The 17287-nt window shown below is 73.0% G+C and carries 12 protein-coding genes and 1 tRNA gene; 7 read left to right on the forward strand and 6 right to left on the reverse strand.

The window, feature by feature from the left end:
- Window positions 1-14: 14 nt before the first annotated feature.
- A complete protein-coding gene (locus ABD207_RS12810) occupies window positions 15-1061 on the forward strand; it encodes a LacI family DNA-binding transcriptional regulator (protein WP_344012594.1) in 1047 nt (348 codons plus the stop codon).
- Window positions 1062-1111: 50 nt separating this feature from the next.
- Window positions 1112-1723 (forward strand): TMEM175 family protein, encoded by a 612-nt coding sequence (locus ABD207_RS12815; RefSeq protein ID WP_344012596.1) that lies wholly within the window; start codon window positions 1112-1114, stop codon window positions 1721-1723.
- A gap of 3 nt (window positions 1724-1726) precedes the next feature.
- On the opposite strand, the gene ABD207_RS12820 is transcribed toward ABD207_RS12815, so the two are convergent.
- The gene (locus ABD207_RS12820) at window positions 1727-2887 is read right to left on the reverse strand and encodes a Gfo/Idh/MocA family protein (protein WP_344012597.1); all 1161 of its coding nucleotides are present in this window, start codon (window positions 2885-2887) and stop codon (window positions 1727-1729) included.
- 151 nt (window positions 2888-3038) lie between these two features.
- On the opposite strand from ABD207_RS12820, the gene ABD207_RS12825 reads away from it, so the two are divergent.
- A complete protein-coding gene (locus tag ABD207_RS12825) occupies window positions 3039-4046 on the forward strand; it encodes a LacI family DNA-binding transcriptional regulator (RefSeq protein ID WP_344012598.1) in 1008 nt (335 codons plus the stop codon).
- A gap of 4 nt (window positions 4047-4050) precedes the next feature.
- Here the strand turns inward: ABD207_RS12825 and ABD207_RS12830 are convergent, their stop codons facing one another.
- Window positions 4051-4401, reverse strand: a complete 351-nt coding sequence (locus ABD207_RS12830) for a cupin domain-containing protein (protein WP_344012600.1) — start codon at window positions 4399-4401, stop codon at window positions 4051-4053.
- Between the two features lie 249 nt (window positions 4402-4650).
- Between ABD207_RS12830 and ABD207_RS12835 the strand changes: the two genes are divergently transcribed.
- Window positions 4651-4724 (forward strand) — tRNA-Pro (locus tag ABD207_RS12835).
- Window positions 4725-6176: 1452 nt separating this feature from the next.
- Here ABD207_RS12835 and ABD207_RS12840 read toward each other — a convergent pair.
- Complete coding sequence (locus ABD207_RS12840; protein ID WP_344012602.1) at window positions 6177-7877, reverse strand: hypothetical protein; 1701 nt, start codon at window positions 7875-7877, stop codon at window positions 6177-6179.
- A gap of 190 nt (window positions 7878-8067) precedes the next feature.
- A complete protein-coding gene (locus ABD207_RS12845) occupies window positions 8068-10635 on the reverse strand; it encodes a CHAT domain-containing protein (protein ID WP_344012756.1) in 2568 nt (855 codons plus the stop codon).
- A 169-nt stretch (window positions 10636-10804) separates the two neighbouring features.
- Here ABD207_RS12845 and ABD207_RS12850 point away from each other — a divergent pair, with 169 nt between their 5' ends.
- The 3 genes from ABD207_RS12850 to ABD207_RS12860 are packed head-to-tail and all read left to right on the forward strand — an operon-like array spanning window position 10805 to window position 13400.
- A complete protein-coding gene (locus ABD207_RS12850) occupies window positions 10805-12235 on the forward strand; it encodes a S8/S53 family peptidase (protein ID WP_344012604.1) in 1431 nt (476 codons plus the stop codon).
- A gap of 59 nt (window positions 12236-12294) precedes the next feature.
- Window positions 12295-12870, forward strand: a complete 576-nt coding sequence (locus tag ABD207_RS12855) for an RNA polymerase sigma factor (RefSeq protein WP_344000168.1) — start codon at window positions 12295-12297, stop codon at window positions 12868-12870.
- 5 nt (window positions 12871-12875) lie between these two features.
- Entirely contained in the window at window positions 12876-13400 is a 525-nt protein-coding gene (locus ABD207_RS12860) for a hypothetical protein (protein WP_344012605.1), read from the forward strand.
- A 23-nt stretch (window positions 13401-13423) separates the two neighbouring features.
- Here ABD207_RS12860 and ABD207_RS12865 read toward each other — a convergent pair whose 3' ends face one another.
- Window positions 13424-14221, reverse strand: a complete 798-nt coding sequence (locus tag ABD207_RS12865) for an N-formylglutamate amidohydrolase (protein WP_344012607.1) — start codon at window positions 14219-14221, stop codon at window positions 13424-13426.
- A 309-nt stretch (window positions 14222-14530) separates the two neighbouring features.
- A complete protein-coding gene (locus ABD207_RS12870; RefSeq protein ID WP_344012609.1) occupies window positions 14531-16750 on the reverse strand; it encodes an NADP-dependent isocitrate dehydrogenase in 2220 nt (739 codons plus the stop codon).
- Between the last annotated feature and the right edge of the window lie 537 nt (window positions 16751-17287).

The raw sequence follows: 17287 nt of genomic DNA on the forward strand, positions 1-17287 counted from the left end.
CAGGGAGCCGGCGCATGGGACACCCCTTCCCGATCCGGGAGATCGCACGTCAGGCAGGGCTGAGCGAGGCCACCGTCGACCGGGTGCTCAACCACCGGGGCGGGGTGCGGGAGAGCACCGCGCGGGAGGTGCACCGGGCGATCGCCGACCTGGACCGGCAGCGCACCCAGGTCCGCCTGGTGGGCCGCACCTTCATGGTGGACATCGTGATGCAGGCCCCGGAACGCTTCTCCACCGCCGTGCGGGCCGCGCTGGAGGCCGAACTCCCCTCCCTGCACCCGGCCGTGGTCCGCTCCCGCTTCCACTTCCGGGAGACGGGCCCGGTGCCGGAACTGACCGCCGTCTGCGACCGGATCGCCCGGCGCGGCTCCCAGGGCGTCATCCTCAAGGCGCCGGACGTCCCCGAGATGACCGAGGCCGTGGCACGCCTGGCCGCGGCGGACATCCCGGTGGTCACCCTGGTGACCGACCTGCCCGCCAGCGCCCGGATCGGCCACGTCGGCAGCGACAACCGGGCCGCCGGCGCCACCGCCGCCTACCTCATGGGCCAGTGGCTCGGCGGCCGCCCCGCCCATGTCCTCACCAGCCTCAGCAGCGGCTTCTTCCGCAACGAGGAGGAGCGCGAGATGGGCTTCCGCAGCGTGATGCGGGCCGAGCACCCCGAGCACACCCTGGTCGAGATCGCCGAGGGGCAGGGCCTGGACGCCGAGCAGTACGACCTCGTACGGGCCGCCCTGGACCGGGACCCGGACATCCGCGCCGTGTACTCCATCGGCGGCGGCAACGTCGCCACCCTGCGCGCCTTCGAGGACGCCGGGCGCGACTGCGACGTCTACATCGCGCACGACCTCGACCACGACAACACCCGTCTGCTGCGCGAGCACCGCCTGTCCGCCGTCCTCCACCACGACCTCAGGCACGATCTGCGCGAGGCCTGTCACCTGGTGATGCGCGCCCACGGCGCCCTGCCGCCCGCCGGGCCCGTCCTGCCCTCCCCGATCCAGGTGGTGACGCCCTACAACATGCCGCCCGCCGCCCCGCCCCGGACACCGGCCGTGTGACGCCGTGTCACACCGGCACCGACGGGCGAACGCTGCCTAACGTCGTGCGCATGAGGAAACGTGCCGCTGACGGTGGTCCCGAGCGGCTGGTGGCGCTCGCCGACGGCGTCTTCGCCATCGCCATCACCCTGCTCGTCCTGGACCTCGGCATGGAGCCGGGCCTGAGCGACGAGCAGTACCACGAGGCCCTGCGCGAGCTGCTGCCCAACCTGGGCGCCTACGCGATCAGCCTGGTGGTGCTGGCCGGCTTCTGGCGCGACCACCGCATGCTGTTCCACTCCGTGCGGCAGGTCGACTCCCAGGTGATCACGCTGACCCTGCTCGGACTGGGCCTCGCGGCGCTGGTGCCCTTCCCGACCGTCCTGGTCTCGGAGTACGCCCGCGAGAGCATCTCGGTCGTCGTCTACTCGGCGGTGGTCGCCGCCCTCGGCGCCGTCCACCTCGCGCTCCTGCTCCTCATCAGCAGGCGCCCGTGGCTGCGCAACGAGGAGGAGCCCCGGGGCGACGTGACCATCTCCGCGCTGGACATGGGGTTCACGGTGGCCGTGTTCGCCGTGACCATCCCGCTGGCGCTGGTCATCGGCTCCGCCGCCATGTGGTGGTGGCTGGTGCTGATCCCCGTCAAGGTCTGGCTGGGCAAGCGGGCCGAGGAGGCCCGCTGACCGTCATGCCCCCGCAACCGCCACCCAGCGCCTCTCCTCCGCCGAGCGGATCACCGCGTCCAGCACGGTCGCGCTGTGCACCGCGTCGGCGAGCGTGGCGCCCTGCGGAGTGCCGTCGGCCACCGAGCGCAGGAAGCGGCAGGCCTCGATGACCTTCAGGTCGTCGTAGCCCATGGCGTTGGCCGCCCCCGGCTGGAAGGCGCCGAACTCGCCGTCGCCCGGGCCCACGTACACCGTGCTCACCGGCTGGTCCTGGTAGGAGGTCCCGCGGCTCACGCCGAGCTCGTTCATCCGGCGGAAGTCCCAGAACACCGCCCCCTTGGTGCCGTGCACCTCGAAGCCGTAGTTGTTCTGCTCGCCCACCGACACCCGGCACGCCTCCAGCACGCCCCGGGCGCCCGAGGCGAACCGCAGCAGGCAGTTCACATAGTCCTCGTTCTCCACCGGGCCCGGCTCGCCGCCCGCGGCGCGGGAGTGGCCGGCCGTGGCGCCCGCCGGGCGGGCCCGCTCGGGGACGAACACCGCCGTGTCCGCGGCCAGGGACTCGATGTCCCCGAGCAGGAACCGGGCCAGGTCCGCGCCGTGCGAGGCCAGATCGCCCAGCACCCCGCTGCCGCCCCGCTCCCGCTCGTACCGCCAGGTCAGCGCGCCCTCGGGATGCGCGGCGTAGTCGCTGAACAGCCGGAAGCGGACATGGGTGACGGTGCCGATCTCACCGGAGGCGATCAGGTCCCGGGCAGCCTCCACCGCCGGTGCGTTGCGGTAATTGAAGCCGACCGCGCCCTGCACGCCCGCCTTCGCCACCGCGCCGGCCACCGCGCGGGCGTCCTCGGAGGTCAGGCCCACCGGCTTCTCGATCCAGATGTGCTTGCCGGCCTCGGCCATGGCCACGCCGATCTCCCGGTGCAGGAAGTTCGGCGCGGTGATGCTGACCGCCCGCACCCGCGGATCCGCGGCCACCTCGCGCCAGTCACGGGTCGTCGAGGCGAACCCGAACTGAGCCGCGGCCTCCTCCGCCCGGCCGGGCACCTCCTCCGCCACGGTCACCAGTTCGGGACGCACGGCGAGCCGCGGATAGTGGTGCCGCACCCGCGCGTACGCCTGGGTGTGCACCCGCCCCATCCAGCCGAATCCCACGACGGCGACACCGAGCGTATCCACCATTGAGCACCCTTCCTTGGCTTGCCGGGCTTCCTCGGGCCGCATGTTGGACCGTTCCAGAAGCTGTCCGCGCCACACTGGAGGGCTATCGGCTGCTGTGTCAAGGCTTTGCAGGGCTTTGACAGGGCAGGCCGCCTCATGGAACGGTCCATCCATGAGACCGCCGACGATCCGCGACGTGGCCGAACGAGCCGGAGTGTCCAAGTCGCTGGTCTCGCTGGTGCTGCGCGGCTCCGATCAGGTGCGCCCGGAGCGGCGCGAGGCCGTGCTGCGCGCCGCCCGCGAGCTCGGCTACCGGCCCAACGCCGCCGCCCGCAGCCTCAGCGAGCGGCGCACCCGCACCGTCGGGGTCCTCCTCAACGATCTGCGCAACCCCTGGTTCGTCGATCTGCTCGACGGCCTCAACTCCCTGCTCCACGCCGGCGGCCTGCGCATGCTGCTCTCCGACGCCCGCCTCAACCGCCGCACCGGCCAGGACCCCGCCGACCCCCTGCTGGACCTGAGGGTGGACGGTCTGGTCGTCGTCGGCACGCTCCCCGACCCGGCGGCACTGGAGCCGGTCGCCGAACGGATCCCGGTGGTGCTGGCGGGCGCACGGGAGGAGGTGCCCCCCGGGGTCGACGTGGTCGCCGGCGACGACGAGCACGGAGTCCGCCTGGTCACCGAGCACCTGATCGGGCTCGGGCACCGGCGCGTCGCGCACATCGCCGGGTACGGTGCGGTGGGCGAGCTGCGCCGGCGCAGCTTCGAGGAGACGATGCGCGGGCACGGTCTGGCCGGCGGGGCGCTGGTGACACCGGGGGACATGACCGAGGAGGGCGGCTACCGCGCCGCCGTCCGGCTGCTGAGCCGCGCCGACCGGCCCACCGCGATCCTCGCCGTGAACGACATCGCCTGCGTCGGCGCCCTGTCCGCGGCCGGCGAGCTGGGCCTCGACGTCCCCGGGGACGTCTCCGTGGCCGGCTACGACAACACCAGCCTCTCCCGGCTGCGCCACCTGTGGCTGACCACCGTCGACAACGCGAGCCACGAGGTGGGCCGCCGCGCCGCGCGCTGCCTCCTGGACCGCCTGGAGTCACCCGGCGGGCCGGGCAGCCTCCACCTGGTCAGACCGGCGCTGCAGATCCGCGGGACCACGGCAGGTCCCGGCGGTACGGGGTAGTGCCTCAGCCGAAGTGGATGTCGTACGCCTTGCGCAGGGTCTCGTGCACCGTCCAGGTGGTGCGGTCGCCCTCGCGCAGCACGGCCATGTCGCCGGGGCCGACGTGCAGCGTCGGACCGTTCTCCACCTCGATGGTCGCCGAGCCGCTGATCACCACGAACAGCTCGTCCGCCTCGGTGTCGGTGACGACACCGGGAGTGATCTGCCAGATGCCCCGGATCCGCTTGCCGTCCGGCGACTCCCAGACGACCTTGCCGGTCACCTCCGGCGAGCCGGAGACGATCTGCTCCGGGTCGAGCGGCTCGGGGGAGAGCTCGGCGTCGGGGATGTGGACGGTGAAGCTGGACTGGGTCATGCGGCGACGGTAACCGGTGCCGGCGCGCACACAGGGGCGACAGAATGTGCGGAATCGGACGCCGGAGGCCGACACAACGTCGCGCCCGGGCCGTTTCGGCGCGACGACCGGACGCGCACCCGGCCGGGCGGCGGTGGGGGTGGCGCACACGGTTGCCCGGGGCCGCTCGCGTCCCGGCGGGCGGCCTTTCCACTCCCGCGGATGTTGTAGTGTTGACCTGCGCGTTCGCCGGGCATCCCGGCCGCGCACCGGGACGTGGCGCAGCTTGGTAGCGCACTTGACTGGGGGTCAAGGGGTCGCAGGTTCAAATCCTGTCGTCCCGACGGGCGAGCGAGCCGCCAGGGCTCGGACAAGGGGCCTGTCTCACTTCGGTGAGGCGGGCCCTTCGCACTGTCCGCGGGGCCGGTCATGGGCCGGACGGGGGAGTCGCGCATGCAGCGGGCCGGTGCCGGATCGAGCCTGGGATCATGAGCATCCGTCCCTGGGTGAGGGTCGAGCCCCCGGACAGCCGGGGCCTGCGCCGGGTCGTCGTGGGCAGCGAGACCGCGGGCAGCGTCTGGTCCCTGGCCGAGCTGCGGCGCCTGCTCACCCGCCTGGGCTACCCGGAGACCCTGGACCTGGACGACCCCGGCCAGGTGTTCTGGAGCGGCGGCGACAGCACCACCTGGCCCGACCGCCCGTGGCGCCGGCGCGCCACCACCGTGCTCATGACCGCCGGGCTGCTCGCCTCCACGGTCCTGCACATGCTGATCGGATGGCCGGACGCCCTCGGCGCGCTCACCTTCGCCCAGCGGGTCACCGGAGCCGTGTTCGTGCTGTCCGCCGTGGTGCTGGGCGCGGCGACCGTGGCCGCGATCGACCACTTCGGGCGACGACGCAGCAGGACCTCCGGGGCGCTCGTGCTGCTGGGGGCGCTCATCACGCTGGCCACCGCCAGCCTGCTGCTGTTCATGTGGTTCGAGGAGAAGGAGTTCACCCCGTATCTGCTGGTCTTCGCGCCGCTGTGGTGCTGGTCCGGGTGGGCGCTGTGGCTGCTGGCCCGGGAGCGCGCCTGGCAGGCTCTGCCCCGCCCCAAGACCTTCGCCGTCGGTGTGGTGGTCACGGGGCTGCTGTCCGCCGTGAGCCTGGCGTACTCGACCATGTACCAGCCGGTGTCGGCGCCCATGCACATCGCCCTGAAGGCCGAGTTCGGCAAGGCGCGGCCCGACCCCAGGTACCCCTATGTGCACGTTCCGCTGAAGCTCTCCATGAAGAACGACGGGGGGATCCCGGCCTACGTCCTCATCGACGACTACTCGGTCTACGGCCGGACCGCCGAGTACGGCAGCGGGAGCGACCGGGTCAGGGAGTGGCGGAGAAGCCTGGACGTGGAGGGTGCGGGCGAGGCCGAGCGCTATGTGGACCGGCTGCAGTACACCCCGATCAGCAGCGGACTCTTCTACCGTCCCGGCGACTCGCTGGATGTGGGGCAGGAATTCGTGCTGCAGCGCGTCGTCCAGATCCCGAAGGACGCGGAGTTCGACGAGATCAACGTCGTCCTCCAGGTCACCTACATGAGGAAGGACCGCGGCAAGATCGACGCGCGTGAGCTGCGCCAGGTGCACCGGTCGTGGGACAGGAGCAGCCCCCATTACTGTCCGGTGGAGAAGTGCGGGGAGAAGCTGGTGTTCCACGGCCAGGTGCGGCACAACAACAACCTCATCAACGTGACCCGCACCCCGAGGTATGTGACGGCGGTCTGGTCGCCGGACCAGTCACCCAGGTACTCCGTCTCGTCATTCCACTTCCGGGGTCCGGTCGCCCGGTCGGAGGAGAAGCGGGAGGACACCCGGTACGGCGTGGCGACCACGCATGTCGACATGTCGGTACCCGACGTCGAGCTGCTGGACGGAGCCGGCGAGTGACGCCGGGTGCCGTCCCTGCGCCGCCACCTCCTGGGCCAGGGCGAACCAGGTGCCCGTCCCGACCCCCTGCCCGTCGAGAATCCGGGCCGACTGGAGGCACTGCAGACCCGGGGTGCCGATCGTCGGGATGAGATCGCGTGCCGGTACGACCTTTTCGGCGAGCCGGCTGATCAGCTGTGCGATCCGGAACTGCGCCTCGTCGTACTTGTCGTTGCGCAACTGGGCGTGCACGTCGAGCGAGGCGCCCTCGGACTGTTCGGACCTCCAGTAGTCCTTCACCCCTTCCTCGCTCCATTGCGCGGGGCTGATCGGCCCGAGCTCTCCCGCGAGCTTCCGGTCGGAGACCGACTCGAACACGGCGTCGGTGCACAGCTCGGCGGCCTTGTCGAGCGGTGTGTCCGGCAGACCGCGGGCCACGGCCTCCTCGCCCAGTAGCTTCTCCAACCGGCGCAGCTGCCGGTCCAGTTCCTTGCGCGCCTCGGCCCGCTCCTCCTCGGACCTGGTGGGGTCGTCGGACTCCTCCAGGGACTTGCTGGCGTCGTCCGTGGCGTCCGCGAGGTCCTTGCGCCTCCCGTCGGTGGTCTCGGACTGGGCGACGGTGCTCAGCCCGACTCCTATCCGGCTCGCGGGCTGGAGCCCCGACTTCGGGGCACCCGCCAGGAGCGCCTTCGCCTCGTCGTCCATCGTCAGAGCGCCCGTCAACTGCCCCACGGTGCGGGACAGATGCTCCCGCACATCCTCGGGCGTGCCGCGGTCGGCGATCAGCTCGAGGACGGCCGCCGACCTGCGCACGATCAGCACGGCCATGCCCCGCTGCTCGGGCGGCACACCGGGGTCGCTGGCCACGTCCAGCGCGGAGACCAGCCGCTTGACGGCGGCGATCAGATCCTTGCGCACCTCGCCGGGAATCCCGGCGGCATTGATCGTCTCCAGGGCGTCGGCGAGCTCCTGGGCGGTCTCGACGATCCCCTTCCTCTCCTGCGGTGAGGTGCGGGCGCTCGACGTCTTCTCCAGAAGGGTCGTCAACTGCTCGACGCTGGACGTGAGTTCCTCGGGCGCCTCGACAACGAGCTTCTCCAGCTTGGAGGTCACCTGGTCGACTTTCCGCTTCTGCGCCGTCACGGCGGCGGCCACCGTCTGAGCGCCGTCCTTCTTCCCCCCGCCGTCCCCGTCGTCCCCGTCGTCCCCGCCGTCCCCGCCGTCCCCGCCGTCCCCGTCCCCTCCTCCGTCCGTCTTCTCCCCGTTGCTGGAGGAACCGGTGGTCCCCCCGCCGTCCCCCGGATCGACCTCGCCCGGAGACTCGTCGGAGGAGCTGGTGGGACCGGGGTCCGTGTCCGGCGGATCGGTCTGTTCGGGGGGCGTCGTGGGCGTCGGTTCGGTGCTCCCGCCCTCCGGCGGCGGCTCGTCCGCGGACGGCGGGGGTTCCGTCTGCGCGGATGCGCCCCTGGTGACGCTCCCGTCCGCCGGCGGCGCCGCCAGGGCCGTCGCCGCACCCGCCGGCAGCGCGAGCACCGCGGCCACGGCGGATGCGCAGACCCGGTACGCGACAGGTCGGCGGGAAAATCTGGCCATGGCGGTTCCCGGTGCGTTGCGGTGTGTTGCGCGTCCTCGCGGGCGATGGCCCCTGCGGGCGATGGCCTCCGCGTGCGGCGCTGCGACGGGACTCGAGATGAGGCTCGGCGCTCCCAAGCCGTTACATCTCCACTGTTCACCCGCACGCCCCGCTCCGCAACGCGAGGCGGGCAGGGCCCGGGACGGGGCGTCAGGCCGCTCCGAACGCCGTGAACGCCCAGCCCGTCGCCTGGTGCACCGCATCGCCCGGCAGGGCGGCCCGCGCGTCGCGGAGGGCCTCGGCCAGCGACAGGCCCGCGCCGAGGCCCTTGTGCAGGGCCAGCATCAGCGGGACCACCGCCGCGTCGTTGACCGGGGCGCTGCACGCCACCACGCCCGCGGTGCCGAGCGGCAGCAACGCGGTGACCAGGCCGAGGAGTTCGTCCGCGCCGACCGTGGCGAAGCGGGCCGTGTCGCAGCAGGACAGGATGATGCGGTACGGGCTGCGGTCCAGGCGCTCGAAGTCGTGCACGATGAGCGGCCCGTCCGCCATCCGCAGGGAGGAGAACATCGGTCCGTCCGCGCGGAACGCGCCGTGCGCGGCGATGTGGGCCAGCGCCGCACCGTCCAGCTCCGCGAGCACCCGCGGCACCGTCGCCCCCTCGTGCTCCAGGACGGTGGCGGCGCCGTAGCGGTCGGACAGTTCGGGCACCTCCGCCCCGCCGGTCGCCAGGCCGGGGCCGCGTACCAGCACCTGCCGGCCCCCGGGCGGCGGCGCCGTCCGCTTCGCGCGCAGCCAGCTGCTCGCCGACGGCGACACACTGAGCACCCGGTCCCGCAGCGACGGCAGCAGCGCCCACGGCACCCGGTGCAGCCGCCCCGGCGGCACGATCACCACCGGGCCGCTGCCCAGGTGCTTTGCCGCAGGACCCAGCAGCAGCTCCTCCAGGCGCCGCCCCGCGGCCTCCACCAGCGGCAGCCGCGCCGCCGCCCCCGGATGCGCCAGCCGTCTCAGCCCCGCCTGGACGTGCTCCGCCTCGGTCTCCGCCGCCGCGAGCAGACCCGCCTCGAACCGGCGCACCCGGCCCCGGCCGCACACCAGCACCTGCACCCGGCCGGCCGGCACGGCGAGCTCCACCAGCGTGATGTCGTCGCCCAGATGCCGCAGCAGGGTGCCGACGTCGAACCGGTCGCCGTCGCCCGCCGCCTCGCCGCGCATGTGCAGGGTGCGGGAGCGGATCTCCCGCTCCAGGCGGCGCTGTTCGCGCTCCAGCGCGGGGACGGGCCGGCCCTCCTGGCGGGCCTCCTCGGCGCGGGCGGCGATCTCCCGGTAGGCGGTCATACCGCTCAGCAGCGCCGGGTCGGCCGGCGGCCGGGTGGGCGGGGCGGACAGGGCGGTGGCCCGCCAGCGTTCGCTCCACACCAGCAGCCGCCGCGGCCCGCCGGACACCAGGCAGGCCTGCTGCGCCAGCGCCGCCAGCTCGGCGCCCTGCGCGGTGGCGCGGGCGCGCAACTCCGAGGCGCCCAGCGTCATCCGGTGGTCGTCCAGCACGTCGAGACCGCGTCGGCAGGCCTCCAGCACACCCCGCGCGGAGCCGGCCGCCCGGGCGCGCAGCGCCTGCGCCGCCCAGCCGGTCATCCGGGCCAGCGGGGGACCGCCGCGCCGGCTGCGGGCGGCGACGGCCAGGTGCCGCTCCGCCTCGGCCGCCCGGCCCAGGTCAAGGGCGATCCGCCCGGCGAGCAGGAAGGCCTCCGGCGCGGCCGGGGCACCCAGCGCCGTCAGCTGTTCGGCCACCGCCGCCGCGGCCGCGACCAGCCGTCCGGAGCGGCGGCCGGCGGCATGCCGGGCCTCGGTCAGCACCAGCCGCGCGTGCGCCTCCCACCAGGCGCGGTGCTGCCGGGCGAACAGCCGCACGGCGAGCCCCGCCCGGGCCGTCGCGGTGTGCGGGTCGCCGGCCAGCCGGGCCGCCCGCGCCGCGGCCAGCAGCAGCTCCGCCTTGCGGGTGGACTGGCCGCCGATCCCGTCCAGCACCTTGATCGCGGCGTCCGCCTCCGCCAGCGCCTCGGCGGCGAGACCGGCCGCCATCAGCACTTCGCAGCGCCGGATGCTCAGCATGAACGTCGGCGTGCCGAGCTTCGCGTAGCGCTCCTCCGCCTCGTCGAGCAGCCGCAGCGCGGCCGGGACGTCACCCGCGCGGAACGCCGCGAGGCCCCGGCTCTCCACCGCGTCCGCCTTGTCGTGCTCCTGGCCCGTGGTGCCCCACAGCGCCTCGGCCGCGGTGAAGTCGGCGTCCGCCCGGTCCACCGCGCCCAGCGCCAGATGCACCGTCGCCCGCAGCGTCAGCGCCCGCGCCGTCCAGATCACGTCACCGGCCTGGCGCAGCACGGGAATCGCCCGCCGCACGTCCTCCAGGGCCTCCCTGTGATGCCCCAGCACCCACCAGGAGTACGCCCGCCGGAACAGCACCCGGGCCCGGGTGTGCCCGGTGCCGCGCTCCACACCCCGGCCGAGGGCGTCCATGCCCTGCCGGGTGCGTCCCGCGTGCACCAGCGCGACCCCCAGGGTGGCGAGGACGTCCGCCTCCCGCTCGGCGGAGCCGGCGCGCGCCGCGAAGTCACGGGCCCGGCGCAGATGCCGCAGTGCCAGCCGCAGATCGCCGAAGTCCCGCTGCCAGATGCCGATGACCTGATGGGCGACGGAGGCGTGCAGCGGCGTGGGCCGCCCGGCCAGCACCCGGCGGGCCCCGGCCAGGGCCTCCTGGGGCGCGGCGAACACCATCGGCAGCAGGTCCCGCACCGAGTCGTCTCCCGCAGTCACCCCACGGATGGTAGTGCTCCGCAACCGCGGCCCACAGATTCGACGTTGTATCAAACGGCCGTCCGGTGGCTCTGATTGACGACAAGCCCGGCGGCCGTCATGCCGCTGTCGCCCCTGCGGAGGACATCTCATGGCACCACAGCGATTCCGCGAGCAGTTCGCCCAGATCCAGCGCTCGATGCCCGACGTCCCCCTGGCGATCGGCCCCGACGACGCGGGTCAGTTCCTCTACGAGAAGGGCGTCGTGCTCGCCCGTGACGGCGAGGACGCCCGCATCGTCGAGGACACCGTGCGGCAGCACTTCGCCACGGTCGCGGGACTCTCCGCCGACCGGGTGGAGCGGGTGAGCCCGGAGACCAGCCGTTCGGGCATCACCCGGATCCGGGTCGCCGACCCGGGGGAGGGCGACGGCAGCGGCGACCCGGCGGTCGCGAACGCTCTGCGGGCGCTCACCGCGACCGAGGGCCGGGCCGGACGCCGGCTGGTCAGCCGCAACCACGTGGTGCACATCGCCGTCAACGCCTGCCCCGGCGACGAGCCGGTGCCCGTCCCCGCCTCCGAACGGCCCAACCCGGCCCCCGCGGAGGGCACCCACGACCCGGACAGCGCCGTCGGCGTGCTGGTGATCGACACCGGGCTGATGCACGACTACCGCTCCTACCCGCCGCTCGCCCGCACCCGCGGCGACGCCCAGGTCCAGGAGTGCGACAAGGACGGCGTGCTGCGGCAGTACTGCGGCCACGGCACGTTCATCGCCGGACTCGTCGCCGCCGTCGCCCCCAACACCGACATCACGGTGCGCAACACGCTCAACGACGCGGGCGCCATCCTGGAGTCCGAGTTCGGCGAGAAGCTCTTCGAGGCCGTCGACCGGGACGGCTGGCCCGACATCATCAGCCTCTCGGCCGGCACCTCCAACGGCCGCACCGACGGACTGCTCGGCGTCGACGCGTTCATGGAGGAGCTGCGCCGGCGGCACACCCTGCTGGTCGCCGCCGCCGGCAACAACGCGAGCGCCATGCCGTTCTGGCCCGCCGCCTACGCCACCCTGCCCGGCTACGAGAACGCCGTGCTGTCGGTGGGCGCCCTGCGCAGCGACGGCGAGTACGGCGCCTGCTTCACCAACCACGGCCCCTGGGTGCGGGTGTACGCGCCCGGCGAGCGTCTCACCGGCGCGCTCACCGGATTCGACACCCCCGTGCCGTACGTGTACCAGCACTCCACCTATGAGGAGTGCCGCTACGGCTTCTCCTACGCCTGCACCTGCCGGCACCCGCGGCACACCGGCGTGCTCAGCGAGGAGAACGGCTCGGCCAAGCCGGACCAGGTGATGTTCGAGGGGCTGGCGCAGTGGAGCGGCACCTCCTTCGCGACTCCGGTCGCGGCCGGCCTGATCGCGGCGCACATGACCGCGCAGGCGGAGACCGACCCGCGCAAGGCGCGGCGGCAACTGCTGGACGCGGTCACCGAGTTCGCCGAGGTCCGCGGCGCCCACGTTCCCGCGCTGCTGCCGCCGACCTGGCGGCCTGCGCCGGTCGTGCAACCGTCCGCCCGCCCATGAGGACCGGAACGCTCCCCTCCGCGGCGTACGATGACCTCTCGTACACGAGGGGTGGGACCGTGGACCGTACAGATGTCGGCGCGTTGGTCCAGTCCGCCGCCGACGGGGACGCGGCGGCCTGGAAGGCGATCGTGGAGGGGCTGGGCCCCCTGGTCTGGTCGGTGGTGCGCGCCCATCGGCTCTCCGATGCGGACGCGCACGAGGTCAGTCAGACCGTCTGGTTCCGCTTCGCCCAGCATCTGGGCCGGCTCAGGGAACCGGACAAGGCGGGCGCCTGGCTGGCCCGCACGGCACGGCACGAGTGCCTGAAGGTGATCCGGAACCAGCGGCGGCTGACGCTGACCGACGATCCGCTGCTGCTGGACCGGGTGAGCGAGGAAGGCGTTCCCGAACAGTCGCTGCTGGAGCAGGAGGAGGCGGCCGCGCAGAACGAGCGGGTGCGGCGGCTGTGGCAGGAGTTCGAGGAACTGGGCGACCGGTGCCGCCAGTTGCTCCGGGTGCTGATCGCCTCCCCGCCGCCCAGTTATCAGGAGGTGTCCGCAGCGCTCGGCATCGCGGTGGGCAGCATCGGACCCCTGCGCCAGCGCTGCCTGCGCCGGTTACGGGCCCGGCTCGAGTCACGGGGGACAGCGTGAACGGCATGGACGACGCACTCAACGGCGAAGGATTCGACGACGAGGAACTCCGCGGCGAGTTCAGCGGCGACGGCCTCGGCGACGGGGGACCGGACGGCGGCGAGACGACGGCGCTGGAGGAGGAGCTGCGGCAGGCCGCCGCGGTCCTGGACCCGATGCCGCCGGAGCTGCTGCAGATCGCGGTGGACGCCTACGCCCTGCACGACCTCGAGGCCCGGGTGGCGGAGCTGACCTTCGACTCGCTGGTCGACGCGCTGCCGGTCAGGGGCGTGACGGACGCGCCCCGGATGCTCACCTTCACCGCGGGCGAGGTCACGGTGGACGTCGAGGTGACCGCCGAAGGGCTGCTGGGCCAGTTGCTGCCGCCCGGCCCGGCCGACGTCGAGGTGCTCAGCGGACCGCAGCCGGGCACTCCGGTGACGGTCGACGAGATGGGCCGCTTCACGGCCGACCGCCCGCCCTCCGGCCCGTTCGCGCTCCGCCTGCGCACCGGCTCGGACGTGATCACCACGGAGTGGCTGCGGGCCTGAGCCGTGCCCGCGTCACCCGGTGGTCAGCGCGAGACCGCGTCCACCAGCTCGGCCAGGGCCGAGGCGAGCCTGCCCAGGCCCTCACCGGCGGGACCGCCCGGCTCGGTCATGTAGGTGTCCCGGCGGATCTCCACCATCAGCGCCGTGACCTCCGGCCGCTTGCGGTAGAACTCCAGCGGCACATACGTCCCCGCGAACGGGCTGTCGAGACCCGTCTCCCCGCAGGGCGCGAAGGCCCGCCGCGCGGCGTCGAGCAGCGCGGGCGGCGTGTGGAAGGAGTCGGTGCCCAGGCAGACGGCGGGGCGCGGCCCGTCGCCGTGCAGCTCGTAGGGGAGCGGTGCGCTCGGGTAGGAGTGCACATCGATGATCACCGCACGGCCGGTCGCGGCGAGCCGGCCGGCGACCGCCTCCGTCATGGCCTCGGCGTAGGGCCGGAACCAGCGCTCGATCAGCGGCTCGGGGTCGAAGCCCTCGTGCCGCAGCGCGCCCTGGTGCGTGGTCCGCGTGTACACCGCCCCCATCCCGGCCGCCAGCATCTCCTCCCGCTCGTCCGGGAACCGCTCGGGGTCGACCACCAGCCGGGACAGCCGGTTCTCGAACCGCCAGGGCGTAAGGCCGGCCGCGCTCGCGGCCTCCTCGGCGATCCGGGCGGTGTGCGCATCGGTGATGTGGTCCAGCTCCCGCTCCAGCTCCGCGTCGTCCAGCACGATCCCGGCCCTGACCTCGTCCGGTATCTCCCGCGCCGAGTGCGGCACATGAAGGATCACGGGCGAGTCGCCGGCGCCGGGAAGCAACGCGAAGGACTGCGGGACATCGGTCATACGGCCGCTCCAGGGTCGTGGTGGGTGCTGCAGCAGAAGATCACCGTGCCACATGCCACGGACAGCGCCGGAGGGGAACGCAGAGGGAAGACCCGGGGGGCACGCAGCCGGCGGTTGGAAGACCGGAGCGGGACCCACCTGGCGGTTGGAAGACCGGAGCGGGACCCACCTGGCGGTTGGAAGACCGGAGCGGGACCCACCTGGCGGTTGGAAGACCGGAGCGGGACGCAGCCGGAACAGACGGGCGCCCCGTCTCCGCCGGGACGGAAGACGGGGCGCCCGGTGCTGCTCGGGTGCGGCCTGGCGGCGTCAGGCCAGCGAGGCCAGGGCCTCGTTCCAGGTGGCGGACGGGCGCATGACCGCGGAGGCCTTGGCCGGGTCCGGCTTGTAGTAGCCGCCGATGTCGGCCGGGCTGCCCTGGACGGAGATCAGCTCGTCCACGATCTTCTGCTCGTTGGCGGCGAGCGTCTCGGCGAGCGGGGCGAAGGCCTTGGCCAGGTCCGGGTCCTCGGTCTGGCGGGCCAGCTCCTGCGCCCAGTACAGCGACAGGTAGAAGTGGCTGCCGCGGTTGTCGATGCCGCCGAGGCGACGGGTCGGCGACTTGTCCTCGTTGAGGAAGGTCGCCGTGGCGCGGTCCAGGGCGTCCGCCAGGACCTGGGCCTTGGCGTTGCCCGTGAACTTCGCGTACTGCTCCAGGGACGGCACCAGGGCGAAGAACTCACCGAGGGAGTCCCAGCGCAGGTAGTTCTCCTTGATCAGCTGCTGGACGTGCTTGGGCGCGGAACCGCCGGCGCCGGTCTCGAACAGGCCGCCGCCCGCCATCAGCGGGACGATCGACAGCATCTTGGCGCTGGTGCCCAGCTCCAGGATGGGGAACAGGTCGGTCAGGTAGTCGCGCAGCACGTTGCCGGTGACCGAGATGGTGTTCTCGCCGCGGCGGATGCGCTCCACCGACAGCTTGGTCGCCTCCACCGGGGACATGATGCGGATGTCCAGGCCCTCGGTGTCGTGCTCCGGCAGGTACTGCTTGACCTTGGCGATCAGGTTGGCGTCGTGGGCGCGGGTCTCGTCCAGCCAGAACACCGCCGGGTCGCCGGTGGCGCGGGCGCGGGTGACGGCCAGCTTCACCCAGTCGCGGATCGGCAGGTCCTTGGTCTGGCAGGCGCGGAAGATGTCACCGGCGGACACGGCCTGCTCGAGGACCACGTTGCCGTTCTGGTCCACCAGCCGCACGGTGCCGGTGGTGGGGATCTCGAACGTCTTGTCGTGGCTGCCGTACTCCTCGGCCTTCTGTGCCATCAGGCCGACGTTCGGCACGGAGCCCATGGTGGCCGGGTCGTAGGCGCCGTTGGCGCGGCAGTCGTCGATCACGGCCTGGTAGACGCCGGAGTAGGACGAGTCCGGCAGCACCGCCAGGGTGTCGTGCTCCTGGCCGTCCGGGCCCCACATGTGGCCGGAGTTGCGGATCATGGCGGGCATGGAGGCGTCGACGATGACGTCCGAGGGCACGTGCAGGTTGGTGATGCCCTTGTCGGAGTCGACCATGGCCAGGTCCGGGCCCTCGTTGAGCTCGGCGTCGAAGGAGGCCTTGATCTCCTCGCCCTCGGGCAGGTTCTCCAGGCCCTTGTAGATGCCGCCCAGACCGTCGTTCGGGCTCAGGCCAGCCGCGGCGAGCTTGTCGCCGTACTTGGCGAACGTCTTCGGGAAGAAGGCGCGCACCACGTGGCCGAAGATGATCGGGTCGGAGACCTTCATCATCGTCGCCTTCAGGTGCACCGAGAAGAGCACGCCCTCCTGCTTGGCGCGGGCGACCTGCTCGGTCAGGAACTCGCGCAGCGCGGCGACCCGCATCACGGCGGCGTCGACGACCTCACCGGCCAGCACGGGCACGGACTCGCGCAGCACGGTGGTGGAGCCGTCGTCGCCCTTCAGCTCGATGCGCAGCGACCCGGCCTCCTCGATGACGACCGACTTCTCCGTGGAGCGGAAGTCGTCCACGCCCATCGTCGCCACGTTGGTCTTGGAGTCGGGGGACCAGGGGCCCATGCGGTGCGGGTGGGTCCTGGCGTAGTTCTTCACCGAGGCCGGGGCGCGCCGGTCGGAGTTGCCCTCGCGCAGCACCGGGTTCACCGCGGAGCCCTTGACCTTGTCGTAGCGGGCGCGGATCTCGCGCTCCTCGTCGGTCTTCGGGTCGTCCGGGTAGTCCGGCAGGGCGTAGCCCTTGCTCTGGAGCTCGGCGATCGCGGCCTTGAGCTGCGGGATGGAGGCCGAGATGTTCGGCAGCTTGATGATGTTGGCCGCGGGCGTCTTGGCCAGCTCGCCCAGCTCGGCGAGGGCGTCCGGGATGCGCTGGTCCTCGGTCAGGTACTCCGGGAACACGGCGATGATGCGCCCGGCCAGCGAGATGTCACGCGTCTCCACGGTGACACCCGCCTGCGAGGCGTACGCCTGGACCACCGGCAGGAAGGAATACGTCGCCAGGGCCGGGGCCTCGTCAGTGTGCGTATAGATGATGGTCGAGTCAGTCACCGGGTGCTCCGCTCCACGTCTGCAACATTGCTCGACATCAAGATATCTCGTGATCGACCCGCACTCGACAGGGGTCCACGCCGGATCCAAGCCGATCTTCGGCCACGGGGGCTGCGGCTCGGGCGGAACCTCACAGGCCGGCACGGCCCGGTCACACGGGGAAACGCCCTCCCGGTCGGACCACTCGGCCGACGTCAGCCCTGGGGCGACTTGCGTCGGCCACCGCGGAAGCTCGCGGGCGGGCGCGTCCCGGCCGGGAGATCAGCCCTGGGCCCGCCCCGTGGGCAGGGGAAGCAGTTCTCCGGGTGGGCTCGTCTCGGGCGGTGCCAGCCTCCGGGTACTCCGTCGTCGGCCGGAGGGGCGTACCTGGGCCGGGACATCGGCCGCCGGGCGCATCTCTGTGGGCCGGGGAGAGGGCCTGATGCGCGGGCCGCCTCGGCGGGACGTCAGCCCTGGGGCGACTTGCGTCGGCCACCGCGGAAGCTCGCGGGCGGGCGCGTCCCGGCCGGGAGATCAGCCCTGGGCCCGCCCCGTGGG

Origin of the sequence: Streptomyces thermospinosisporus, from assembly GCF_039526425.1 — a bacterium.
GTDB lineage: Bacteria > Actinomycetota > Actinomycetes > Streptomycetales > Streptomycetaceae > Streptomyces > Streptomyces thermocarboxydovorans.